Consider the following 24006-nt stretch of genomic DNA (forward strand, 5'->3'; position numbering starts at 1 on the left):
TAACATAAACAGTTAAAACAGGATCAGCTGGTAATAAACTAGCCTAGGAAAGCGTTATACATCCAAACGAGCTTTTCTTGCTCTTGCACATAGTCAGCGACTAGGTCAGCAGTACCTTGGTCTTCAGCTTCTTCAGCCGCAGCAGCGACATTACGTTGCTCTTCGATAAGGGTTTGCAGACCGGCTACTACGCCATGGACGCACTGTTTGCCATCATGGACGTTTTTATCTTCTTTAATGCTAGCGTTTTGCGCAAAGTCGCTGTAAGCATGTAGTGGCGTGCCACCTAGCGTTAAGATGCGCTCAGCGATTTCGTCAATTTGTAATTGTAAATCAGTGTATAGCTCTTCAAATTTCTCATGCAGTGAGAAGAAGTGCTCACCTTTTACGTTCCAATGATAGCCACGAACGTTAATGTAATAGATATGGTAGCTAGACAATAGGCCGTTTAATTTTTCGATGATAGCGCGCATATCTGCTCTTTCTAGACCGATTTGGTTGGTACTCATAGTCTTATCCTTAATTATTAGTCAATTATAAATGTTGCGTTATTAGAATAGATTTCTTTAAGAAAGCCCGCTTTACCACACCCTAACGATGCTGACTATCTTTAGTAAACAGTCTCAACGGATGTTGGTGAAATTATACCATAAGAGGTCAAGGCGAACTTTCCTAACCACAAGAAGAATAATAGCAAAAACAGCTGATTAAGTTAAATGAATCATATTAAACATTGCGATTGATTTACTAAAACCAGTTGCTCATCTAATCAACATCATTTTTAGTAAGAACTAATGCGAATAAGCCTCAATGACTATTTGATATAAAAGACAGCCAATCGAGTAGCAGACACAAACTCTAAGGCTTATTTACCTGCTAGCGTCTCAGGGCGTAAGCCGCGGATAGGGACTACTTCTTCTAAATGCTTACGCACTGAGTCGATAGGGAATTTTTGTGCTTGTAGACGTTTTGGAATAATTTGGCTGCCTTGCTGACCTTTCATCTCAAACAACATAAAGATAAAGTCGTCGGTCTCTTCCCAGCTTTTTACCGCTGTCCATGGAATGACTGCTTGTTGTACTGAGCCAGTACGCATCTGCATACCACGGCTGGCTTTGGGCTGCATACCCATATCAGGGGCGGGCATGGCCATAATTAAGCCATGTTTCTGTACGCCAAGTTTGATATTGCGCATTTCATCAGGCATCTCTTGCTCAGCGACTTGCTTTTCAAACTCTTTTTTGACATACCATTTAAAGCCAAGCGTACGAATCAACACGTAAATCACGACAGCGACTAGCATGACCCAAAAGATAATGGTCGAATACCCTGTGACAAATACCAAGCCAGCAATAGCCAATACCACCACAATAGCCATGATGATCCATTCTTTCATCTTGATGCTTGCTAGACCAAATGACTGTGAAGATTGGGAAAATAACTCATACTGGGCTTGTTGAAATTCTGCTTCACTCAAATCTAACGGGACGGGCTGAAGGGTATAAGGGTACAGTGCCATGGGAGTGCTCAATGTGATGGATAAAAAGAAGGTGAATTAAAGAAGAATAGCAGATTAAGGGTGCTAGTAGCGTATCTTACCGAAATCACGCTTTAAATGAAACTGCTAGAGAGAAACTAGCGGCTTGCCCATAGTCAAAATTGGTCATTCTTGCTATCATAGCAGCCATTATTTTACTGTATTTTCATTCCTGTTTTTTGCTGGGTAGGTTGGTATTTATAGCCTCGTATCTAGCGACTCAATTAGCCGTTCATACCACTGTATTAACCCATTCCTATAACTAGCTCCGTTAACCAGCTCTTTTTAAAAGGTACTGTCATGATAGACCCCAAATTACTACGCCAAGATTTAACTGCCCTAAAAGACCAACTCGCCGCCCGTGGCTATGAGTTAGATACGAGCTTTTGGGAGCAAGTGGAGTCCGAGCGTAAGTCATTGCAGGTCAAGACTGAAGACCTACAGGCACGTCGTAATGCCGGTGCTAAGCAAGTAGGGGCACTGAAAAAGAATGGCGAAGATGCCAGTGAGCTATTGGCAGAGATGCAGACCATCAGTGGTGATATTAAGCAGGCCGAAGAAGAGCTAAAGGCTCTGCAAGATAAAATTAATAATGCTGCTCTACAAATTCCAAATATTCCAGCCGCAGACGTGCCAGTGGGGACTTCAGAAGACGATAATGTGGAAGTGCGTAAATGGGGCACACCGCGTGAGTTTGATTTTGATGTGAAAGACCATACTAGCGTGGGTGAAGACTTAGGCATGTTAGACTTTGCCGCTGCAGCCAAGCTAACGGGCAGCCGCTTTAACGTCTTAACCGGACAACTGGCGCAACTGCATCGTGCCTTGATTCAATTTATGCTTAATACGCATACGATGAAATATGGCTATACCGAGACTTACGTTCCTTATATTGTGAACTCTGATAGCTTGGAAGGTACGGGGCAATTACCAAAGTTTGAAGAAGACCTGTTTAAGCTGACCAACCACACCAATAATGACGAAATGGGCTTTTATCTTATCCCGACCGCTGAAGTGCCGATGACCAACTTGGTCCGTGGTGAGCGTTTGGAAGCTAGCGAGCTACCATTGAAATTTACTGCGCATACCCCTTGCTTCCGTAGTGAGGCGGGCTCGCATGGTCGTGATACTCGTGGTTTGATTCGTCAGCATCAGTTTGAAAAAGTAGAGATGGTCAATATCGCTACCGCTGAGCAGTCTGATGAGCTACTCGAGCAGATGACGGGTCAAGCTGAATATATCCTGCAGCAGCTGAACCTACCATATCGTGTGGTGAAATTATGTACCGGTGATATGGGCTTTGCCGCACAAAAGACCTATGACATAGAAGTTTGGTTGCCAAGCCAAGATACTTACCGTGAGATCTCTAGCTGCTCAAACTGTGGTGATTTCCAAGCTCGCCGAATGGCTACTCGCGTGAAAGACGGTAAAAAGACGGAGCTGGCGCACACGCTAAATGGCTCAGGCCTGGCAGTAGGGCGTACCTTGCTAGCGGTTATGGAAAATCATCAGAACGCTGATGGTAGTATTACTATTCCAGAAGTATTGCGCCCTTATATGGGTGGGGCTGAGACTATTGCTGGTTAATGGTGGTTAGCTATTATTAATAACTACTATTCATTAAGGATTAACCCTCTCTTAACCTCTCCCTAAACATAGGGGGAGGAACACGTCTTTATTTAATTAAGCTAGAGTGAAAATCTTATTATTGTTAGTACTGTCAAGTAGGGTATGCTCCGCGCACCACTAAATGTCACTAAAAAATACTTTGATAGCACACTTTTAAATTAAGAAGGATTTATGCTTACATCACTGTCTTAGCTGACAGATGTTTGGCTATGGCTGTTGGTGGTAATAAGTCGGTTAGGACGAGTTACAAGATAGACGGCTCAAATAGCAAAAACACACGTGCTGGTCAGCAAGTCGGGGTCACTTCATGGTAAAATACTTCGCAAATTTAACCCATTAAGCTCGCTAAATTTTATTATCACGGCCTCTTTTACCGTCACCAAAACCTTTACTCTCATCAAATCTGCTAGGAAACTTTATGTCTACGCCAATTAATGAACGTAAGCTAGCCAATGCCATCCGCGTCTTGTCTTTTGACGCTGTGCAAAAAGCCAACTCTGGTCACCCAGGTGCTCCGATGGGTATGGCAGATATCGCAGAAGTCCTATGGCGTAAGTTCCTCAAGCACAACCCGACAGATCCAAACTGGCACAACCGCGACCGTTTTGTCTTATCAAACGGCCATGGCTCAATGCTAATTTATTCGTTATTACATTTAACGGGTTATGACGTTAGCGTCGACGATTTAAAAGGCTTCCGTCAGCTACATTCTAAGACCCCAGGTCATCCAGAATATGGCTATACCGCTGGTGTAGAAACCACTACGGGTCCACTAGGCCAAGGTATCGCTAACGCCGTTGGTTTTGCTATTGCAGAAAAGACTTTAGCTGCCCAATTTAACCGTGATGGCCATAACATCATTGACCACAACACCTATGCTTTCTTAGGGGATGGTTGTTTGATGGAAGGCATCAGCCATGAAGTTTGCTCGCTAGCTGGTACATTAGGTCTGGGCAAATTAATCTTCTATTACGATGATAACGGCATCTCTATCGATGGTGAAGTTGAAGGTTGGTTTACTGACGATACGCAAGCCCGCTTTGAAAGCTATGGCTGGCAGGTTATTAAGGTCGACGGTCATGATACCGATGCGATTACCAAGGCCACTGAAGAGGCTATCGCTGAAACTAGTAAGCCTACGCTAATCATCTGTAAAACGATCATTGGTGCGGGTAGTCCGAATAAGCAAGGCACGGCATCTAGCCATGGTGCAGCATTAGGGGACGACGAAATCACCTTGACCCGTGAAGCGCTAGCTTGGAAACATGGTCCGTTTGATTTAGACGATGAAATCTATGAAGCTTGGGATGCTAAAGCCAAAGGTGATGTCGTTCAGAAAAATTGGGAAGCGGACTTTGAAGCTTATAAGAAAGCTTATCCTGAATTGGCGACAGAGTTATTGCGTCGTCTAAACGGTGATTTGCCAGCTGATTTTGAGCAGCAAGCGGCAGAATATATCCAACAGTGTCAGACTGAAGGTGCTGATGTGGCGAGTCGTAAAGCCAGCTTTAACGCCATCAACCAATTCCAGCCTATGTTACCAGAACTGCTTGGTGGCTCTGCTGACCTAGCCGGCTCAAACCTAACATTGTTTAAAGACGCCAAAGGTATCCAAGACGACGCTTCTGGCAACTACATCTATTATGGTGTGCGTGAATTTGGTATGACCGCTATCGCCAATGGTATCGCTCTCCATGGCGGCTTTATCCCTTACGTAGCGACCTTCCTGATGTTTATGGAATACGCGCGTAATGCGGTGCGTATGGGCGCTTTGATGAAGCAACGTATCATCCACGTCTACACGCATGACTCTATCGGTCTGGGTGAAGATGGTCCGACGCATCAGCCTGTCGAGCAGTTGACCAGCTTGCGTACCACGCCAAACCTACACACGTGGCGTCCTTGTGATACTACTGAGTCGGCGACTGCTTGGGTAGAAGCTTTGAAAGCGGTAGAGAACCCATCAGCATTAATCTTTAGCCGTCAAAACCTAGCGCATCAAGAGCGTGATAGCGAGCAAGTGGCTAATATCGCTAAAGGTGGTTATGTGTTAGCGAAAGAAAAGGGCGAGCTACAAGCTATCATCATCGCTACTGGTTCAGAAGTGGGCCTAGCGATGGAAGCGTATGCGGCATTAAGCGAGCAGGGCGTTGGTGTCCGTGTGGTGTCTATGCCATGTGCGGAAGTGTTCATGAAGCAAGATGCGGACTATCGTGAAGCGGTATTGCCAAGCGCTGTCCGTGCTCGTGTTGCGGTTGAAGCGGCCCATGTTGACTATTGGTTTAAGTTCGTTGGTCTAGATGGCAAAGTCATCGGTATGACCACTTATGGTGAGTCAGCTCCTGCCGAGCAACTGTATAAAGAGTTTGGGATTACGACTGAGGCGGTTATTGAGGCTGTTACTAGCTTGGTTAAATAACTGTCGTAGGCTGTGGCTTTAGCCCAGCTATGAGACTTAATACAAAAAAAAGAGCTGCTAGAGAAATCTGGTGGCTCTTTTTTTTTGGTCTTAAGATAATGGGGAGGGAGTATGAATTCCGTGGGTTGTCACCCACGCTATCTCTAGAGTTACCAGGACTTCATAATAAAAGCCACATCAAAATCATGCTTAGGTACAAAATTAGTCTCTTTAATCTCAAACGTCGTCGGTCCTACCTTCTTAACTTTACCCTTACCTTTCCAACAAAAAGAGACCAACTCATTAGGGTCGCGCTCTACCGTAAGTTTAAAATTCGCAATGGGTTTCGCCCAATTCGCGCCTGTCGTCAAGATATAACTTAAGGCATGATAGGGGCGAGCACCCGTCTTATTTAATCCTAGCTCCGTAGGCCCGTCCACGCAAAAAGTAGCAAATTCCTCCTCACCTAAATGTACAGAACCGCCCACTAAAGGCTGATAAGTATGATTGATTTTGGTAATGGCTTTGGCTTTAAAAGTCTGTTGCCAGCTATAAACAATTTGCGAGTCCCAAGAGATGTAACTGTCTTCTTCATTAACATCAATAAACTGATTTATTCTTTTGTCAGTACAGTTTTGCAGCTTCTGATCCACATTATCCGTTTCCCCTTGATTCGTCCATGGGGTCATCATTTCACTGTCTTTAACGCCACAGGCTTTGAATATTTCAGTGGTATCAACAGCTTTGTCAGCGTAGGTTTTCTCACCATTTTTCATGACAAGAGGGTACATAAAGGTACGGACATGCGTTTTCGGAGTAACAGCTTTGCCATTGCTCAAAATCTTAAAGTTATCCACCAACCCAGTAGTATCTGCAAAATCACTCTCTAACTGTGAGGGTACAGGTGGCAGGGGGAATAGCACAGTCTCAGTAATATCTTTATTGCTTAAGTTTTTAAACTCGTAATTGACGCGAATCTTATCTTTGGAGATATAAAGGTCTTCGCTGTGCATGCTGATATTGTTATTTTTAAGGTATTGAACACCGCCCGTACCGACATACCCAGTAGAGTCATTGGCTTGGGCTGTGGTCATGGCTAGCATTAGCGCATAAGCTAATGTGCTACCAAAGAGGAGGTGAGGTTTAAGTACTTTATTATGATAGTTTTCCACAATGGCCATCCTTGGTTTTAGTTATATGATTTATTTAGATTATTTAGCAAATTATGGACTAATAGTGCGTGCTATGAAAGCTTATTCAAACTCAGGTCACTTTATGTTTATATAGGGGTAATAAAAAGCACCCGTAATCAATACGAGTGCTTTTTTATTATCTGTAGCATGGCTTAAATTAAACCACGCTATCGTTATAATCAGTGACGATTAAGCAGACTGATGTTGTGCATTCAAGCCTGCTAACGACGGAGTAGGGACGGCTTGGCCGCCATTACCGATACCATGACCATGTTCCGCTTTGATAAGGTCAGCAATTTTTTCAGCAATCATAATCGTTGGGGCATTGGTATTAGCACTGATTAAGGTCGGCATGATTGAAGCATCGACCACGCGCAATCCTTCCACACCGCGAACTTTACATTCTAAATCAACCACGGATTCGCTATCTGAGCCCATGCGGCAAGTGCCTACCGGGTGATAAACCGTATCGGATTTACTACGGATAAGGTCGAGTAGGCCATGTTTTTCAATATGATCGGCTGCGTAATCTTTTTTGATGTATTTTGCTATCGGCTCTTCTTTCATAATCTCGCGGGTACGTTCTGCTCCCGCCAGCATCACTTCGACATCTTTGGGATGCGATAAGAAGTTTGGGTCAATCAACGGGCGGTCGTTCGGATTAGCCGAAGCCAGCTTAACCGTACCACGGCCTTCTGGACGCAGGCAGCAACTGTGGACTGTGACGCCATAGCCCCATTTAAGGTCACGGCCATGCTCATTGACGCGCGAGATAATGAAATGCAACTGCGTGTCTGGCCAGTCTGGGTCGCCATCTTCCATAGCCGTAAAGAAAGCACCAGCTTCTGAGAAGTTGGTGGAGAGCAGTCCTGAGCCATCTTTTCTCCATTGAGGTAGCGCGTTTAGCAATCTACGACCACCACCAAAGCCAATACCAAAGACGTCTTTAGTGTTTACTTCATAATCAAGGACAATATCTAAATGATCTTGCAGATTTTCACCGACATTCGGAGAGTCATAAACGACGTCGATACCGTGTTCTTTAAGCTGCTCAGCAGGCCCGATACCCGACAGCATAAGTATTTGCGGTGAGCCAAATGCGCCACTACAAACGATAACTTCTGAGCGAGCAGTGACACTATGCTCAACGCCATACTGACGATAGACCACCCCAGTAGCGCGTTGATTCTCAATAATGACACGTGAGCCTAGGGCTTTGGTAATAATAGTAAGGTTAGCGCGGTCCTCGTGGGGATGCACGTAAGCTGCGGCAGACGAACAGCGTTGGCCTTGTTTTTCTCCATGGAAGTGGGTGACTTGATAGAGCCCTGCACCAATTTGGCTAGGCCCATTAAAGTCGTCATTTTTAGGCAGACCATTAGCCACAGCTGCTTCGACAAAATCTTCAGAGATACCACGTGGACTCAGCTGTTCAGTGACATGCAAAGGGCCACTATCGCCATGGTACTCATCGGCACCGCGGACGTTATTTTCGGCTTTTTTGAAATAAGGAAGGACGTCTTGGTAGCTCCAACCTGTACAGCCCAACTCTGCCCAAAGGTCGTAGTCTTTCGGGTTGCCGCGGGTATAGACCATAGCATTGATAGCAGAAGAACCGCCTAAACACATACCACGCGGTTGAAAGCCTTTGCGATTGTTTAAATGGGCTTGAGGAGTAGTGCTTAGGCACCAATTGTTTAATTTAAAAGGTTTGCCTGGGACCATGAGTACCACACCTGCAGGGACGCGAACGGCGAGGTCTTTACCATCACCACCGTACTCTAATAGGCAGACACTGACGTTAGGATTTTCTGAGAGACGACCGGCGAGTGCACAACCTGCAGAACCGCCACCAACGATGACATAGTCAAATTCCATTTTCGATTCCTTCTTGCTTCCATGCGATTAAAATAGTATCGATGTTCAATAACTAAGCTATTTAAGCCATTAAGTCACTTTTATCGATTGATATCGAGTATAGCGAGATATAAATGGTGACATAGTTTTTTTCGTAGGCTCGCAAGTCAGTATAAATAAGTGAGGTCATTTGGGTGAACCGTTTTTCTTATGGTTGCCTGATTTATATTCTCCCTATTAAATCGTCATAATTTGTCGAATAAACGTTGAGCGATAAAAAACCGCTGCATCCAACAGGGAATACAGCGGTAATTACTGATAACTAATAGCTAATAACTAGGCCAGCTAACTTGGCAAGCTAGGCTATCTCAGAGCGCCCATGAATCTCCTCTAAGCGCAGACAAGCTACCAAACGACCTTCCCATTCGCGCAATTTCGGCTCGACTTCGCTACATTCAGCAGTAGCATAAGGACAGCGTTTATGCAGAGCACAGCCCGTCGGCAGGTTCAAAGGACTGGGTAACTCACCTTGTAGCGTGAGCTCTTTTTTATGCCCCGTGATGGACGGAGCGGCCGACAATAGCGCGATGGTGTAAGGGTGCTTCGGCGCTGCATAGATGGCTTCTTTAGGACCATGCTCTACTGCCTGACCTAAATACATCACCATCAAATCATCGGCGACGTGGCGAACTACCGACAGATCATGCGAGATAAACACATATGCCGTATTATATTCGTCTTGCAAGTCCATAAAAAGATTGAGCACTTGCGCCTGAATCGACACGTCTAACGCAGAGGTAGGTTCGTCAGCGACCACGATTTTTGGGTTGAGCATCATGGCACGGGCAAGCGCAATACGCTGCCGTTGACCACCGGAGAACATATGCGGATAGCGCCCTGAGTGTTCAGGACGTAAGCCGACATGCTTCATCATCGCTACGACTTTATCGCGCTTTTCTTCTTTTGACAGCTTGGTGTGAATATCTAGCGGCTCAGTCAGCTGATAGCCAATAGTATGGCGCGGGTTAAGGCTGCCATACGGATTTTGGAACACCATCTGAATCTCGGTGCGCAGCTCTTTTAAGTCGCGGCGGCTATAGTTGGTAGTGGCGGCATCGTTGATTAGCAGTTCACCACTGGTAGGAGATTCAATCAAGGTCAGCTGGCGGGCGAGTGTAGATTTACCGCAACCGGACTCACCAACGATCGCTAAAGTCTTGCCGGCCTCTAATTCAAAAGAGATGCCATTAAGCGCGCGCACGTAGGCTTTGCCTTTACCTAAGCCTTTCGAGACCGGGTAATGCTTATGCAGATCATCTGCCTTTAAGACAACTTTGTTACTCATACTGGCGTCTCCAAGATGACTGCTGGGTTAGAGGAAGGCAAGTCGGTATGAATACAGCGCACTTTGCCATGAGGGGAGGGAAGGATAGGTGGCGGTACCTCACACGCAGGCTCTTTGTATGGGCAGCGCGGTGACAGCAGGCAGCCACTAGGGCGATCGTATTGGCTAGGCACGACACCGGGCAAGCTGTGCAAGCGCTCTTGACCGATGGCCAATTCTGGGATCGCTTGTAGCAAGGCTTCGGTATAAGGGTGCGCTGGCTGTTGAAAGACGTGCGGTACGGTACTGGTCTCCACGACCTGTCCGGCATACATAACCGCGACATCGCGGGTACTCTGTGCTACCAAACCTAGGTCATGAGTAATGAGTACCATCGCCATTTGCTTTTCGCGTTGCAGGCGGGCAAGCAAATCCATAATCTGCGCTTGGACGGTCACATCCAGCGCTGTAGTAGGCTCATCCGCAATCAGTAACTTAGGCTCGCAGGCGAGTGCCATAGCGATCATCACTCGTTGGCTCATACCACCAGAGAGTTGATGCGGATAGACTTTCATACGGCTAGCGGCATCGGGCATCTCTACTAACTCTAGCAGCTCTAAGATGCGTTGACGTACCGCGGCTCCACGCATGCCTAAATGGGTCTTTAACACTTCGCCAAGCTGCATCTCTATGGTAAAGCTAGGGTTCAAGCAAGACATGGCATTCTGAAAGATCATCGAGATATCTTTGCCAATAATCTTGCGTTTATCGCGAGCACCCATAGTCATTAGGTCGTGACCATCAAAGTGTAAGCGATCCGCCAATACCGTAGCTGAGGGTGGTAATAGCCCCATCAACGCCATCATCGTGACCGACTTACCAGAGCCGGACTCACCAACGATAGCGATAACTTCACCTTGACGCACTTGTAGCGACACATCATCGACCGCACGGAAAGCACGCGGCCCCGTACCAAAGGTCACCGATAAATGCTCGATATCTAGAATAGGCGCAGTATCTAAAGTATTAGGCGTTGTTTGCATTAAGCCAGTGTCTAAACCAGGGTCTAAAATAGGAGAATTGTTCATTACGACACCTGCTTGAGTTTAGGATCCAGCGCATCACGCAGACCATCACCTGTTAAGTTAATAGATAAAGCGGCTAAGAAAATTGCGACACCCGGCCAAATAGCCAACCAAACATTACTTTGAATGTACTGACGGGCCGTACCTAGCATGGCACCCCATTCCGCATCCGGTGGCTGCACACCAAAGCCTAAGAAACCAATGGCACCAGCCTCCAAAATGGCGGAGGAGAAAATCATCGTGGCTTGGACGATAAGCGGCGCCATACAGTTAGGCAAGACTGTGATAAAGAGCAGACGTAAGACGCCCGCACCCATAACTTGGGAAGCGGTGAAGTATTCTCGTTGTAGCTCTACCATAGCGGTCGCTCGCGTTAAGCGAATAAACGGTGGCGTACAGACTAGGGCAATGGTAATGATGGTATTGGTCATCGATGGCCCTAAGATAGCGGCGATGATGATAGCTAACAACAAGCTAGGATAAGACATCAAAATGTCATTCACCAGCATCACGGCTTTGCCCCAAACTTTCGGCCAAAATGCAGCGCTAAGCCCTAAGCTCACGCCTGTAATCATAGCCAGTGAGGTGGCACTGAGACCAATAAATAAAGAGTAGCGAGAGCCGTACATGACCCGCGATAACGTATCGCGACCGGCATCATCTGTGCCCAAAAAGAACATAGAATCGCCACCGCTAAAGAAAGCTGGGGGCAGCTGCTCTTTGCCGGTAAACAGCTCGTATGGGTCATAAGGAGCAATGGTAGGGGCTAGAATGGCCACGATGACCATCAACAGTAAAACGATAAACCCCAGCACCGCGCCTTTATTGCGGCAAAAGGTGGATAAAAATAGCTGCCAAGACGACGGTGGCTTGGGGGCTACCAGCGCGGCATCAGTAGGAAGGACAGAAGGCTTCATGGAATATTCCTGTAGTGAATTAGACCTTGTTTTACGCCGCTAGTTTGAGGGGCTACAAGGTCATCACAAGCACTATGGCTAATTATGAAAAACGCTAAGTAGGTATTGCAGATACACGTATCATGTATCCGAGGGGCGCAGTGCCCCAACATTAAGCTAGGCGGAATGACGAATTCTAGGATTAATAAGCCCATATAAAATGTCGATCATTAGGCTGACTAAAATCAAAGCAGTCGCTACTAATAAAATTCCATTTTGGACAATGGGGTAATCCCGAGTAAAGAAGCCGTCCAGTAGCCAGTTGCCAACACCAGGCCAACTAAAGATCGTCTCGGTAATGATTGCGCCGGCCAGCAAGGTAGCCATCTGTAGCCCGACTACCGTCACGACAGTAATCAAAGCGTTGCGCATCACGTGAATGAGAATCACGCGTTTCGGCGATAGACCTTTAGCTCTTGCCGTCCGCACATAATCCTCATCCAACACTTCCAGCATAGCCGAGCGGGTCATACGCGCAATCATAGCTAGTGGAATAGTGGAGAGGGCTATTGAGGGCAGGATAAAGTGCTTCACGACGTTCCAGAAGGCACCGGGCTCACCCGAACTTAACGACCCCAACAGCCAAGACCCATATAAGGGTTTGACGTCTAGAAACTGAGCGACAGAAATGACGCCAGAGACCGGCAATAGGCCTAAGTAATGGGCAAAGATACCGGTAAGGATAGGGCCTAGCAGATAGATAGGCATTGAGTAGCCGGCGAGGGCACCTGACATGAGGGTATAGTCAAGCCAAGTCCCGCGGCGTAGGGCCGCTAAAATACCTAGGCTGATGCCAACGATGCTGGCGATGGTAATCGCACACAATGCCAACTCTAAAGTCGGCACAAAATGCGCAAAAAAGTCTTGTAGAATAGGGGTTCGGGTGCGGAAAGACTCACCAAAATTCCCTTGTAGTATGCCAGTTAGATAATCCCAGTATTGCACAGGTAGCGGCTTGTCTAAGCCTAGACGGGCTAGGGCTTGGGCATGCAGTTCAGGGTCGACCATACGCTCACCCATCATAATCTCCACCACATCACCAGGTACTAAGCGAATGAGGATAAAGGTCGATAGGGTTAAGCCAATATAGACGGGAACTAAGATTAAAATCCGGCGTAAAATATAAAGTAGCATGGCTCGGCTCGATTTTATAAAAGTGGCTTTGACGGGGTATAGTGACGTTTTGTCTGCTGTTGCTGAACAAACAAGCCAGACAAAAACGGCTGGGACAGAATCTCTGTACCAGCCGCAAACGTATATAAAGTAATGACTATAGCCTAAACTTCGTCACTAGGGTTTGAAGTACCGGTATTGATACTAATACCAATATTTATTGCATGACTGATATTAGTTAAGGTTAGTAAGTAGCCTTATTCAATATCAACACCATCAAAGCGAATCGAGCCAAGTGGGCTAATTTTATAGTCTTTAACATTTGGCGTGGTCAATACTGTCACGACTGAGTTGGCCACTGTGGTCCAAGGCAGCTGATCTTTAAAGATAACCTGCGCTTGCTCATAGTTAGCAATACGCTCATCTTGGTTGGTATTTGCACGCGCGTCCATGACCAACTTATCAAACTCTGGGTTACACCAGCGTGAGTAGTTATTACCGCCAACGGCATCACAAGATAACAATGCGCCTAACCAGTTGTCAGGGTCCCCATTGTCACCAGTCCAACCGGCTAAGATAGCCTCTGGCTCGCCTTTACCAGCACGTTTTAGATACTCGCCCCACTCATAAGTGACCAGCTTGGCTTTCACGCCCACTTTCGCCCAATCCGCCTGAATCATCTCAGCCATAAGCTTGGCATTCGGGTTATAAGGGCGTTGAACCGGCATATACCATAGGTCGATTTCTAAATCTTTGGCACCCGCTTCAGCCAATAGTGCTTTGGCTTTTTCGATATCGTAAGGCGCATCTTTAATGTCTTTGTTATAGCCCCACTGGGTTGGTGGCATTGGGTTGACCGCTTTGATACCTGAGCCCTGATAAACGGCATCAATGAGCGCGTCTTTATTAATAGCCATATCTAGAGCGCGGCGCACTTTCACATCTTTAAGGTCTGGTTTTTCAGTGTTATAGCCTAAGTAACCTACGTTAAAGCCAGCATCGTCCAAGACATTAGCTTTGCCTGATTTCTTCGCAGACTCAACTTCAGAAGGGTTGGCATAAGCAGAGACATTACACTCACCGGCTTGTACTTTTTGCGCGCGCACCGCAGAGTCTTTAGTGATAACGAAGACTAGATTGTCGATATGGATGTCGTCTTTATTCCAATAGTCTGGGTTTTTGGTATAGCGAATCTGCGCATCTTTTTGATACGAAGTAAAGACGAAAGGTCCGGTACCAACAGGTTTGGTATTCAAGTCAGCCGCTTTACCTGCGTCTTGTAACTGCTTAGCATATTCTGCTGAATGCACATAAGCGAATGGCATAGCTAGGTTTTGTAAGAATGGCGCGTTGGTCTCATTTAGGGTGATTTTCACCGTATAGTCATCGACTTTTTCAACGTCGGCTATGATGTCAGGCAGGCCCATGCCGATTGAGTATGGGAACTCAGCAGGGTAGTCTTTGTTAAAGGCAAAGTCGGTATCGGTTAGACGGTCGAGGGTAAAGATAATGTCGTCAGCATTGAAGTCACGCGTTGGGGTGAAGTAATCTGTCTTGCCGAATTTGACGCCTTTACGCAGATGCAAGGTATAAGTCTTGCCGTCTTCGCTGATTTCCCAGCTTTCTGCTAGGCCAGGCTCAATCTCAGTCTCACCACGTTTGAACTGCACGATACCGTTATAAATAGGATAGGCGCTGGCATCAAAGTCAGTACCGGCCGTATATTGGGCAGGGTCAAAACCGGCTGGGCTACCTTCTGAACAGTAAATTAAGGTCTTAGCACCTTTGGCAGCACTACCGGCATCCGCGGTCTTATCGGCGGTTTTATTGTCGCCACTACAGGCCATTACGCCTAGAGTCATAGTGGCTAATAAAGTGAGTTTGAACAGTGGGCTTTTTAGCGTGGCTTTTTGCATGGTTACATCCTGTAATTATGAAGAATTAAATAACGGTTAAATACCCAGAAATTAAGCTGGGTATCAGTAGGTTGTTATTTAAAAAGATATCCGTATCTTATTGGGATACTAAAGTTGCTGATCGTAAATAAAGAAACGTAGGGTCACTCTATAATTTATAGCCTAACTTCAGTTTTCATTTTATACGCTAACTGCCATCTATAGCCAAACAGTTATAGTAAAATGACGGTCTAGCCTAACTAATAGCTTATATTAGCGAGTCCGTAATTTATAAAAAATAGACTTATAAAAATAAGCCGTAGTATAAAATTAAGGTGAAAACTAAAGTTAAACGACAAATATACTATGTAAAGTTAATGTAACGCAAGGTTTCTATGCAATCATTTGCATAAAATTTACATTACTGCCGGGCAAGTAGTAAAGCTAGGGCTATAAAAAGCCTAGAATAGTACCTATATCACTTTATTTATTAAGCCTTATTTCGGCTATATTATATTTCACAGAGCTCGGAGCGCACGATAAAGCGCTTGCCTTCAGGTATTTCTAAAGAAAAGCTGGCGCCGCGACCTGCGACTACATCAATAGTTAAGTCGGTATGCTGCCACAGCTTATGCTGAGCTTTACCCATATAAAAAGGACAGCCTACCAGCTCGCCAACCAACACGTCTTGGCCGCCCACCTTAAACTCACCTAAGGGATAGCACATAGGGGAGCTGCCATCACAGCAGCCGCCAGATTGATGAAACATTAACTCGCCATGCTTGGATTTTAATAATTCAATAAGCTCGATACAAGCTTGGGTAGGGGAGACTTTCATAAGATACTCCTGGTTACTATTTAAGTTGCGATATGAATTTTTTATACAAAAAAACGGCTCGCAATTATATAAAGTCAATAATTTTATTAAACTAAGAGAATATAAATAATCATTGAAATATTAAATTTTCTATTGTGCAAGACACTTGTAAGTTAAAACCATTAGCTATAGCAACATAGCCTGCATAATAAGCGCTAACTCACAACAATATTAGAGTGATTATTAAAAAATAATACTATATATAATAATGGTTAACAGCCATCAAATAAAAAATGCAACCTACCTAGCGATAGATTGCATTTTTAACGACTGATTAACGCGGGTCAGTGATGACTGGGTTAATTTAGAAGAAGCCCATCGCTTTAGGGCTATACGATACCAGCATGTTTTTGGTCTGCTGATAATGGTCTAGCATCATGAGATGGTTTTCGCGGCCAATACCCGATTGCTTGTAACCACCAAAGGCAGCGTGGGCAGGGTAGAGGTGATAACAGTTGGTCCAAACGCGACCCGCTTGGATACCACGGCCAAAGCGATAAGCTTTATGGACGCTACGAGTCCATACCCCAGCACCTAGGCCATATAGGGTGTCGTTGGCGATGCGCATAGCTTCGTCGTCGTCTTTGAAAGTAGTGACTGATAATACGGGGCCAAAGATTTCCTCTTGGAACACGCGCATGTCGTTGGTGCCTTCAAAAATCGTAGGCTTAACATAGTAACCGCCTGCCAATTCGCCTTCGTGCTGCATCTGCTCACCGCCGACGAGGACTTTCGCGCCTTCTTTTTTACCGATATCTAAGTAAGATAGGATTTTCTCTAGCTGATCTGAGCTAGCTTGGGCACCAACCATAGTATCGGTATCTAGTGGGTTGCCAAGTTTGATAGCATTGACACGCTCGACACAACGCTTGATGAATTCGTCATAGATGCTTTCATGCACTAGCGCACGCGATGGACAGGTACAGACTTCGCCTTGGTTTAGTGCAAACATGACCAAGCCTTCGATGGCTTTGTCTAGGAAATCATCGTCTTCGTCCATGACATCGGCAAAGAAGATGTTCGGGCTCTTGCCACCCAGCTCTAGCGTAACCGGAATGATGTTTTCGCTAGCGTACTGCATGATGAGACGGCCAGTAGTGGTTTCACCTGTAAAGGCCACTTTATTGATACGTGGGTTTGAAGCCAATGGTTTGCCAGCTTCCACACCAAAACCGTTGACGACGTTGAGCACGCCTTTTGGCAATAGGTCAGCGATACCGATGGTGTCTAGCATATATAGGATAGAGGCAGGGGTTTGCTCAGCAGGCTTTAGGACGATACAGTTACCGGCCGCTAGCGCAGGAGCAATTTTCCAAATCGCCATTAGGATAGGGAAGTTCCACGGAATGATCTGACCGACGACACCTAGAGGCTCATGGAAATGATAGGCCACGGTGTCTTCGTCGATTTGGCTGATGCCGCCTTCTTGGGCACGAATGGCGCCAGCGAAATAGCGCATTTGATCGATAGCAAGGGGGATATCGGCCATGAGACATTCACGTACTGGCTTACCGTTTTCATAAGTCTCAGCGATAGCGATGTTTTCTAGATTTGCTTCCATAGCGTCTGCTATTTTGAGCAAGTAGCCCGCACGTTCGGCAACGCTAGTTTTGCCCCAAGCGTCTTTGGCAGCATGAGCCGCGTCTAGCGCCATTTCGATATCGGCTTCTTTTGAGCGCGCCACTTGGCAAATCACTTTACCATTGATAGGGCTAGTATTTTCGAAGTACTCACCATCGGCAGGAGCTACCCATTCGCCACCAATGAAGTTATCGTATTTTTCGCGGAATTTGACAGGACTATTTTCTGTATTAGGATAATCGTATTGCATGTAACGCTCCTTGTTGTATGCGGATTTGATATTTTACAGGGACTAATCATTGCTTTTATATTAGTATTTTTATAAAAGCCGCCATGATTAACAGGATGACAGATTAACCAATGCTTTCAATGACATTGTTATAATCAGAACCTAAGTCAGACATCCTTAATCTTGACCGTTTTACAGTAATAACTTTGCATAACTGCAGCTATTAGCTAAACAAATTTTAGCCAACAATCCAGTTGTTGAAGCCTTATCCTACTGCTTTTATAATGAGACTAATAGTTCCATTTTAGCATGAATTAAAGGCATTTCATAAATCAAAGTTATGGAAAGTATAACCTATAATTTACGTTAGTTTCTAGTCCTTGCTAGCAATAGCGCCACGCCGTATTTCAAGGTGGAAAATACCAGTTAAGCCCTTAGTAATATGACTTAAATTAAAACTTTAACGACGGGTTTGTGGGTCAACCTAGGCTTATGCTACTCTCACTCACACTAAAGGCCCGTTTTCGGGTCGTAATTTTGCGGCTTTCCCCTGTATAATGTGCTTGGTTTTTTATACTTTGTTAGCGGTAACGGGCTGTCCTTTATGGTATTTATTCATACCTTTGGCGTTTTCTATAATTCTGTTACTTTTTAACACAGCTGCTTTATAGGCTGTTCTATAAATAGCCGCATATTCATCAATTGCTATCTCGCTTCCTTTTCTTTTTTTATTGTCGGTCTAAACCTATGCGCCAATCTACTGCCCTTGATATTCTAAAGACAGGTCAAAATGTCTTTTTGACGGGCTCTGCCGGGTCGGGTAAGACCTATACGCTGAATCAATATATTCACTATCTGCGTGCGCGCCGGATTGCAGTGGCTGTGACCGCGAGTACCGGGATTGCCGCGACTCATATGAATGGCACGACGATTCACAGCTGGTCGGGTATTGGTATTAAGGATGAGTTGACCGAGCGCGATCTCAAAAATATTAGCGGCAAACGCTACTTGCTAGAGCGACTAAAAGAGACCGCCGTGCTTATCATTGACGAAGTCTCGATGCTGCATGCCAAACAGCTCGATCTGGTCAACCAAGTGCTCAAACATGCGCGTAAAAGTGAAGCGGCATTTGGGGGCGTGCAAGTCGTCGTCGCCGGTGATTTCTTTCAGTTACCGCCTATAGGGTCGCGTGGCGAGACCAATCGCGAGAAGTTTGCCTTTATGTCAGCCGCTTGGCTGGAGGCCAACTTTCATATTTGCTATCTGACCGAGCAGCATCGCCAAGTTGAACAGCAGGAAAACGAGCAGATTAGCCTCGATACTATCCTGAACCAAATCCGTAAGCAGGAAGTCACCTTTGAGGCCATCGATGCCTTGCAAGCGACCTATGATCAAGCGGTCGATGTCAGTCGCACGCGGTTATATACGCACAATCTCAACGTCAATAAAATCAATGAAAAAGAGCTCAATGAGCTGGCGGGCAAACCTATTGTTTTTAACGCCAGCGATACTGGGGATAGCAAACTGGTCGAGACCCTGAAGAAAAACGTGCGTACTAGCGATGAGCTGATTCTCAAAGTCGGCGCTAAGGTCATGTTTATTAAGAATAATAATGAACTAGCCGTCTCTAATGGCACCATGGGCGAAATCGTCGCTTTTGAGCCTATTAAAGCTGAAGATAAAGACGGCGATAAGCTACCGGTCGTTAAGCTGAACGATGGTCGCCGGGTCAAAGCAGAAATCGAAGAGTGGGTTATCGAAGATGAGAATGGCGAAATTTTAGCCAGTTATAACCAAGTGCCTTTATGTCTGGCCTGGGCGATTACCATTCATAAATCGCAAGGGATGACCCTAGATGCTGCTGAGATTGATCTATCAAAGACTTTTGAGCTCGGTCAAGGCTACGTGGCCTTATCGCGCTTAAAGTCATTAGAGGGCTTGCAATTGCTCGGTATGAACGAAATGAGCCTGCAACTTGATCCGCTGGCACGTGGTGCAGATAGACGCTTTCAAGCGCTGTCTGAAGAAGTCGCCGATGCTTACTCCATGCTTGATGAGGCCAGTCTGACTAAGACCCATGATGAATTTGTCTTGAAATCAGGTGGGACCACGAATAAGGCTATAATCGAGGCCTATGAGGCCATGCGGCAGAGACGGGCGGAGAAGAATAAGACTAAGCAAGAGACTCGAGCTAAATTAGGCAACCAAGTCACGGATGAGTCGGACAGCACTCTGATGGCGACCAAAGTGTTGCTAGAGGAGAGTCTTAGTATCGCTGAAATCTCACAAGAGCGTGGTCTGGCCCAGTCTACGATTATGCGCCATATTAGCGAATTAAAAGCGCAAGACCCCACTTTAAAATGCGATCATCTACGCCCTGACGATGAGACTATGTTAGCCGTAGGCAATGCTTATATAGCGATTAAGGTGGCCAATGACCCTAACGACTTTAATGATGATGGGCAAATGAAGCTCAAGCCTATCTACGATTATCTCAAAGAGAAGGTCGAATACAATACTATTCGCCTAGCGCTAATTTTCATTAATCCTTAACTCCTTGGGTCTTATCGCATTTGCAGGAGCTAGGATTATGCGAATTTATTTAAACGTGCCTATATATAGTGTTGCCTTTATATAGCTTTCCTTTTATATAGTTTTCCCCTTATAGCGGCTTAGGTGTTTATTACCCTCAGCTGGCCGCTAGCCATTCCTTTGTAATCATAGTGAGTTTGCCTTGTCTAACATCACCCCTCAGTTTAATGACGCTACTATGACTGATCATAATGACTCGGGTTCTGTTCATACCCGTCCGTCTTGGCATCCTACGGTGACTAGTGGTCAGGAGCCTTTGCTGCGGGTAGCGATTAATGGCTTTGGACGTATTGGCCGCAATGTCCTGCGCGCGCTAATCGAGCGTTTTGATGTGTTGGGTCACTCGTTGCATATCGTGGCGATTAATGACCTTGCTGATGCTGAGACGTTGCTGCACCTATTAAAGTTCGACACTACCCATGGTCGCTTAAGCCAATTGGGGGTCGAAGCGACTATCGATACGGCGAATCATGAGCTCTGCTTGACCAAGGGCCATAAGACCTACTGTATCTCCCTGTTGTCCGAGCCTGAGCCGAGTCGATTACCTTGGGCGGCACTCAAAGTTGACCTAGTTTTAGAGTGTACCGGCCACTTTCGCTCGTATGAGCAAGCCTATGCCCATATTGACAGTGGCGCGCAGCAGGTCATCGTAGGAGCTGCGCCTTTTGATCGCGTCGATGCGTGCGTGGTGATGGGGGTCAATGACGAGCTATTGACACGGCAGCTGCCGATCATCTCTTCGGTGTCCTGTACCACGCAGGCTTTAGTGCCGTTAATCGATACTTTAGACCGAGCCTTTGGCATTACTTCGGTGATGATGACCGAAATCCATGCGGTGACCGCCGACCAAAATGTGCTCGACCAAGCCCACCGCGATTTGCGCCGCGCCCGTGCTTCGGGTCATAACATCATCCCGACGACGTCTAGTAGTATCGCTGCGACGGAGCAAGTCCTGCCGAATATACTCGGGCGTATTAATGGTCATTCTATCCGTGTACCGACTATTGATGTGGCAGCTATTGACGTCACGGTAGTGTTTGATAATGGCGTTGGCTTAGACGAGTTACGCCAGACGCTTATCGCAGCTTGTAGCGGCCGCTTACAAGGTATCATGGCGTATACGGATGAGCCTTTAGTGTCTAGCGACTTTATCCATCAGCCTGAGTCGCTCATTATCGATGGCCAGCAACTCATGCAAGTGGGCACCCAGTTCAAAATCTTTGCTTGGTACGATAACGAGTGGGGTTATGCCAACCGTCTCTTGGATATGTGCTTATACTTATCAAAATCAAGATAATGGCTTTTTTACGTGGTCACAAACTCTGTGAATTTAAGAGTTTTTAACTTATTTCAATAAAATGACTTTTAGTGCTTGCATTATAAATTTATCTAGCTATAATAAGCCACCTAAAGGAAGCGTGGCAGAGCGGTTGAATGCACCAGTCTTGAAAACTGGCGTGGGTTCATAGCCCACCGTGAGTTCGAATCTCACCGCTTCCGCCAAATTCAAAAATCCAGTTTATCTCATGATAGACTGGATTTTTTTTGTGCTTAAATTTAGTAACGACTTGTTTTTTTAATATTATCCTAATGATATACAAGTAATTTTTCTTAAAACTTGTTACTATCACATATTGTTGATTATTAAACTTTAGTTCATTAAGGGATAGTATTATGTATAAAATATTTTCTATAACATTAGCTACAATTGTAATGACAGGGTGTGCTACTTCGTTAACTAACTATCAACCTCAAACGCAACAAATAAGCGAGCCACCTGTTAATAGCATTAATACGGCGAGTGTCGGTGATAGAATGTTAAGTCAGGGTAAGATGACTATGAGAGACGCCCTCTATTTTCCTAGAACACAAAAAACTAGTTTTCAGCATACTATTCAGCAGGGCTACTATCCTAAACAGGGTGAGTCTGAAGAGTTTATTCAGTACGGAATTTCTAACGAGAGTGGGGCTGGCAAAGTTATCGATGGGCCACTCTCAGATCCAACTTATGCGTTGACTCTACGTAAGAAAGATAATGCGATTTGCATGTTTACAACATTTAATATGAATGTAGATTGTAAAACAAACTTAGAATTTGAGAAACGTAATTGGACTACTGCAGATGCAAATAGCTTTCAGCAGACATTGTTATACAATGGAAAAGTTGGGACTAAGATAAATATTGGATATCGTGAGTTCTCAGGTGATATGGCGAGATCTGCTTTCAGTAATGAAGTGGAGTATGACTTAGATGATTCAAAGCAAATTGGTTATAAAGGAGCATTATTAGATATTATCGAAGCTAACAACCAAATGATTAAGTATAAAGTTATCAAGAACTTTAATACTCAGTAAGATATTTAGTAGTTATTAAAAATAATAATTAATTTTTTAAAAGAACCTCCATTTTAGGAGGTTTTTTATTGGAAAAATAAAACGATTTTATACCCCTATAGCTTTTTATTCATTTTTCTCTCTAGTAGTAGAGCTCTGCCAGTTGCAGTGATTTATATACAATGTATATGTCAGCTAGCCTATCTACATTAAATAACCCTATCCACCAACTCAAACTTTCCTGTGAACCGGACGAGACTCCAAATAATAGCAATATAAATATATCACAGCCCCTACACCTAAAGTCATCAGCTTATATTCAGCTTCACCCGACATCGTGAGAGCAGACATCACTAAAAATATAATCCCATACTGCCATATTGGTGTCGCACTAGGCGGGTTTTTGCTGAGTTTTCTGACTACCAGTAACACTAAAGGTGGTGCAATAAAAAATATTAAGCTGCTTAAAAATTGTGGATAGTCCATGTCGTGCCCTTACATTGATTGGTATAACTAAGTTCTAGGTTACTTTCATTAATACTGCCAAATATCTATTTAACAGAGGTGGCTTTAAGGGCCGCTAGCGTCACACTCTCACCATCCGCCAATTCAATTACACCACTATCAATCTCTAGCGCAATACTCTGCGGCTCAGCCAATTGGGTAGGGGTAAAGTTTGCCACGATCACGGGCGGCACATCTACGATAAATAGACCTGCCTTACCTCTAGCAATAGGGGGCACAAACTGAGTGGGGGCAATCTCGATAATAGGGTTGGTGACAGACTCAGGGCCGAGGGTCGTTGACGACGGTAGCGGCAAAGATAAGGTGCCGGTAAAGGTGGTGACCGACTCTGGACCTAAATTCCTGAACACCACTTGCCAACGCTGCGGTAAGCTCGTTGTAGCCAGCTCTTCATTAAGGGAGATTGGGGTGGCTATCACTTGAAGTGGATATTGCTCCTGCAGCGTCAAGGGCTTACCAGTAGGATTAAACGGGTGCTGATGCTCGTAAGCACGCTGCTCTACCAAGGCGGTAGCGACCAATACGCTTATAGGGTGCTTAGTAAGGGTGGGGGCAGACGGATTAGTTTTACTTTGGGTAGCGGGGGGAGCTGTAGTATCTAAAATGTCTGAAGCAATAGAATTATCAAAGGGGTTATGGGTATAGGCAAAGCGATACTGCATGCGTTCGATATAATTAGCGAGCAGTTGCTGTTCTTCTGGCGTTAATTGCTGTGCACTATCCCCCAGTTGCTGCTGCCAAGAAGGAGTGGCGCTGCTATCGGCACTGATAGTTACCCGTTGTTGGCGCGGGTCATTGGGGGCGTTATTACAGCTGGCGAGAGAAAAAAGGCTCAAGGAAATGAGCAGGGCGGGCATAATTTTTGGCACACGCATCACACC

Annotated in this window: 17 protein-coding genes and 1 tRNA gene; 6 read left to right on the forward strand and 12 right to left on the reverse strand. The window is 45.4% G+C overall.

The window, feature by feature from the left end:
* Nucleotides 1-38 precede the first annotated feature (38 nt).
* Nucleotides 39-509, reverse strand: coding sequence for a Dps family protein (locus tag ACZ2XM_RS12095; RefSeq protein WP_490589046.1), 471 nt, complete (start codon nucleotides 507-509; stop codon nucleotides 39-41).
* Between the two features lie 356 nt (nucleotides 510-865).
* Nucleotides 866-1519, reverse strand: coding sequence for a YcxB family protein (locus ACZ2XM_RS12100; RefSeq protein ID WP_490589045.1), 654 nt, complete (start codon nucleotides 1517-1519; stop codon nucleotides 866-868).
* Between the two features lie 318 nt (nucleotides 1520-1837).
* Between ACZ2XM_RS12100 and serS the strand changes: the two genes are divergently transcribed.
* Nucleotides 1838-3124: a serine--tRNA ligase gene (gene serS / locus ACZ2XM_RS12105; RefSeq protein WP_490589044.1), complete on the forward strand. Its 1287-nt coding sequence runs from the start codon at nucleotides 1838-1840 to the stop codon at nucleotides 3122-3124.
* A gap of 460 nt (nucleotides 3125-3584) precedes the next feature.
* Nucleotides 3585-5585, forward strand: coding sequence for a transketolase (tkt, locus tag ACZ2XM_RS12110; protein WP_490589043.1), 2001 nt, complete (start codon nucleotides 3585-3587; stop codon nucleotides 5583-5585).
* A 149-nt stretch (nucleotides 5586-5734) separates the two neighbouring features.
* On the opposite strand, the gene ACZ2XM_RS12115 is transcribed toward tkt, so the two are convergent.
* The 9 genes from ACZ2XM_RS12115 to exaC form a co-directional block, all read right to left on the reverse strand.
* Nucleotides 5735-6667, reverse strand: a complete 933-nt coding sequence (locus tag ACZ2XM_RS12115; protein ID WP_490589085.1) for a DUF4424 family protein — start codon at nucleotides 6665-6667, stop codon at nucleotides 5735-5737.
* A 279-nt stretch (nucleotides 6668-6946) separates the two neighbouring features.
* Nucleotides 6947-8635 (reverse strand): GMC family oxidoreductase, encoded by a 1689-nt coding sequence (locus tag ACZ2XM_RS12120; RefSeq protein ID WP_490589042.1) that lies wholly within the window; start codon nucleotides 8633-8635, stop codon nucleotides 6947-6949.
* 337 nt (nucleotides 8636-8972) lie between these two features.
* Nucleotides 8973-9959 carry a peptide ABC transporter ATP-binding protein gene (locus ACZ2XM_RS12125; RefSeq protein ID WP_490589041.1) on the reverse strand — a complete coding sequence of 329 codons (987 nt, stop codon included), beginning with the start codon at nucleotides 9957-9959 and terminating at the stop codon, nucleotides 8973-8975.
* On the reverse strand, nucleotides 9956-11026 hold the full coding sequence (locus ACZ2XM_RS12130; RefSeq protein ID WP_490589040.1) for an ABC transporter ATP-binding protein: 1071 nt from the start codon (nucleotides 11024-11026) through the stop codon (nucleotides 9956-9958). The genes ACZ2XM_RS12125 and ACZ2XM_RS12130 overlap by 4 nt, the downstream gene beginning before the upstream one ends.
* Nucleotides 11026-11940, reverse strand: a complete 915-nt coding sequence (locus ACZ2XM_RS12135) for an ABC transporter permease (protein ID WP_490589039.1) — start codon at nucleotides 11938-11940, stop codon at nucleotides 11026-11028. The genes ACZ2XM_RS12130 and ACZ2XM_RS12135 overlap by 1 nt, the downstream gene beginning before the upstream one ends.
* Nucleotides 11941-12096: 156 nt before the next feature.
* Nucleotides 12097-13113: an ABC transporter permease gene (locus ACZ2XM_RS12140; protein WP_201499134.1), complete on the reverse strand. Its 1017-nt coding sequence runs from the start codon at nucleotides 13111-13113 to the stop codon at nucleotides 12097-12099.
* 236 nt (nucleotides 13114-13349) lie between these two features.
* Complete coding sequence (locus ACZ2XM_RS12145) at nucleotides 13350-15008, reverse strand: ABC transporter substrate-binding protein (RefSeq protein ID WP_490589038.1); 1659 nt, start codon at nucleotides 15006-15008, stop codon at nucleotides 13350-13352.
* Between the two features lie 490 nt (nucleotides 15009-15498).
* Nucleotides 15499-15825 (reverse strand): DUF779 domain-containing protein, encoded by a 327-nt coding sequence (locus ACZ2XM_RS12150; protein ID WP_490589037.1) that lies wholly within the window; start codon nucleotides 15823-15825, stop codon nucleotides 15499-15501.
* A gap of 343 nt (nucleotides 15826-16168) precedes the next feature.
* Nucleotides 16169-17695, reverse strand: a complete 1527-nt coding sequence (exaC, locus tag ACZ2XM_RS12155) for an acetaldehyde dehydrogenase ExaC (protein WP_490589036.1) — start codon at nucleotides 17693-17695, stop codon at nucleotides 16169-16171.
* Between the two features lie 726 nt (nucleotides 17696-18421).
* Here exaC and ACZ2XM_RS12160 point away from each other — a divergent pair.
* The 4 genes from ACZ2XM_RS12160 to ACZ2XM_RS12175 all read left to right on the forward strand — a co-directional run bounded on the left by ACZ2XM_RS12160 (nucleotide 18422) and on the right by ACZ2XM_RS12175 (nucleotide 22621).
* On the forward strand, nucleotides 18422-20227 hold the full coding sequence (locus ACZ2XM_RS12160; RefSeq protein ID WP_490589035.1) for an AAA family ATPase: 1806 nt from the start codon (nucleotides 18422-18424) through the stop codon (nucleotides 20225-20227).
* A gap of 217 nt (nucleotides 20228-20444) precedes the next feature.
* Nucleotides 20445-21563: a type I glyceraldehyde-3-phosphate dehydrogenase gene (locus tag ACZ2XM_RS12165; protein WP_490589034.1), complete on the forward strand. Its 1119-nt coding sequence runs from the start codon at nucleotides 20445-20447 to the stop codon at nucleotides 21561-21563.
* 115 nt (nucleotides 21564-21678) lie between these two features.
* A tRNA-Ser gene (locus ACZ2XM_RS12170) sits at nucleotides 21679-21769 on the forward strand.
* A 171-nt stretch (nucleotides 21770-21940) separates the two neighbouring features.
* Entirely contained in the window at nucleotides 21941-22621 is a 681-nt protein-coding gene (locus ACZ2XM_RS12175; protein WP_490589033.1) for a hypothetical protein, read from the forward strand.
* Between the two features lie 530 nt (nucleotides 22622-23151).
* Here the strand turns inward: ACZ2XM_RS12175 and ACZ2XM_RS12180 are convergent.
* Complete coding sequence (locus tag ACZ2XM_RS12180; protein WP_490589032.1) at nucleotides 23152-24000, reverse strand: hypothetical protein; 849 nt, start codon at nucleotides 23998-24000, stop codon at nucleotides 23152-23154.
* Nucleotides 24001-24006: the final 6 nt, after the last annotated feature.

It is taken from the genome of Psychrobacter sp. CoH-33_TS_01 (assembly GCF_058189395.1).

Coding starts and splice junctions, on each gene's coding strand:
- ACZ2XM_RS12160 (WP_490589035.1), top strand. CDS start 18,422: ATGCGCCAATCTACTGCCCTTGATATTCTAAAGACAGGTCAAAATGTC.
- ACZ2XM_RS12165 (WP_490589034.1), top strand. CDS start 20,445: ATGACTGATCATAATGACTCGGGTTCTGTTCATACCCGTCCGTCTTGG.
- ACZ2XM_RS12140 (WP_201499134.1), bottom strand. CDS start 13,113: ATGCTACTTTATATTTTACGCCGGATTTTAATCTTAGTTCCCGTCTAT.
- exaC (WP_490589036.1), bottom strand. CDS start 17,695: ATGCAATACGATTATCCTAATACAGAAAATAGTCCTGTCAAATTCCGC.
- ACZ2XM_RS12115 (WP_490589085.1), bottom strand. CDS start 6,667: ATGCTAGCCATGACCACAGCCCAAGCCAATGACTCTACTGGGTATGTC.
- ACZ2XM_RS12100 (WP_490589045.1), bottom strand. CDS start 1,519: ATGGCACTGTACCCTTATACCCTTCAGCCCGTCCCGTTAGATTTGAGT.
- ACZ2XM_RS12095 (WP_490589046.1), bottom strand. CDS start 509: ATGAGTACCAACCAAATCGGTCTAGAAAGAGCAGATATGCGCGCTATC.
- ACZ2XM_RS12175 (WP_490589033.1), top strand. CDS start 21,941: ATGTATAAAATATTTTCTATAACATTAGCTACAATTGTAATGACAGGG.
- tkt (WP_490589043.1), top strand. CDS start 3,585: ATGTCTACGCCAATTAATGAACGTAAGCTAGCCAATGCCATCCGCGTC.
- ACZ2XM_RS12145 (WP_490589038.1), bottom strand. CDS start 15,008: ATGCAAAAAGCCACGCTAAAAAGCCCACTGTTCAAACTCACTTTATTA.
- ACZ2XM_RS12130 (WP_490589040.1), bottom strand. CDS start 11,026: ATGAACAATTCTCCTATTTTAGACCCTGGTTTAGACACTGGCTTAATG.
- ACZ2XM_RS12180 (WP_490589032.1), bottom strand. CDS start 24,000: ATGCGTGTGCCAAAAATTATGCCCGCCCTGCTCATTTCCTTGAGCCTT.
- ACZ2XM_RS12150 (WP_490589037.1), bottom strand. CDS start 15,825: ATGAAAGTCTCCCCTACCCAAGCTTGTATCGAGCTTATTGAATTATTA.
- ACZ2XM_RS12135 (WP_490589039.1), bottom strand. CDS start 11,940: ATGAAGCCTTCTGTCCTTCCTACTGATGCCGCGCTGGTAGCCCCCAAG.
- ACZ2XM_RS12125 (WP_490589041.1), bottom strand. CDS start 9,959: ATGAGTAACAAAGTTGTCTTAAAGGCAGATGATCTGCATAAGCATTAC.
- serS (WP_490589044.1), top strand. CDS start 1,838: ATGATAGACCCCAAATTACTACGCCAAGATTTAACTGCCCTAAAAGAC.
- ACZ2XM_RS12120 (WP_490589042.1), bottom strand. CDS start 8,635: ATGGAATTTGACTATGTCATCGTTGGTGGCGGTTCTGCAGGTTGTGCA.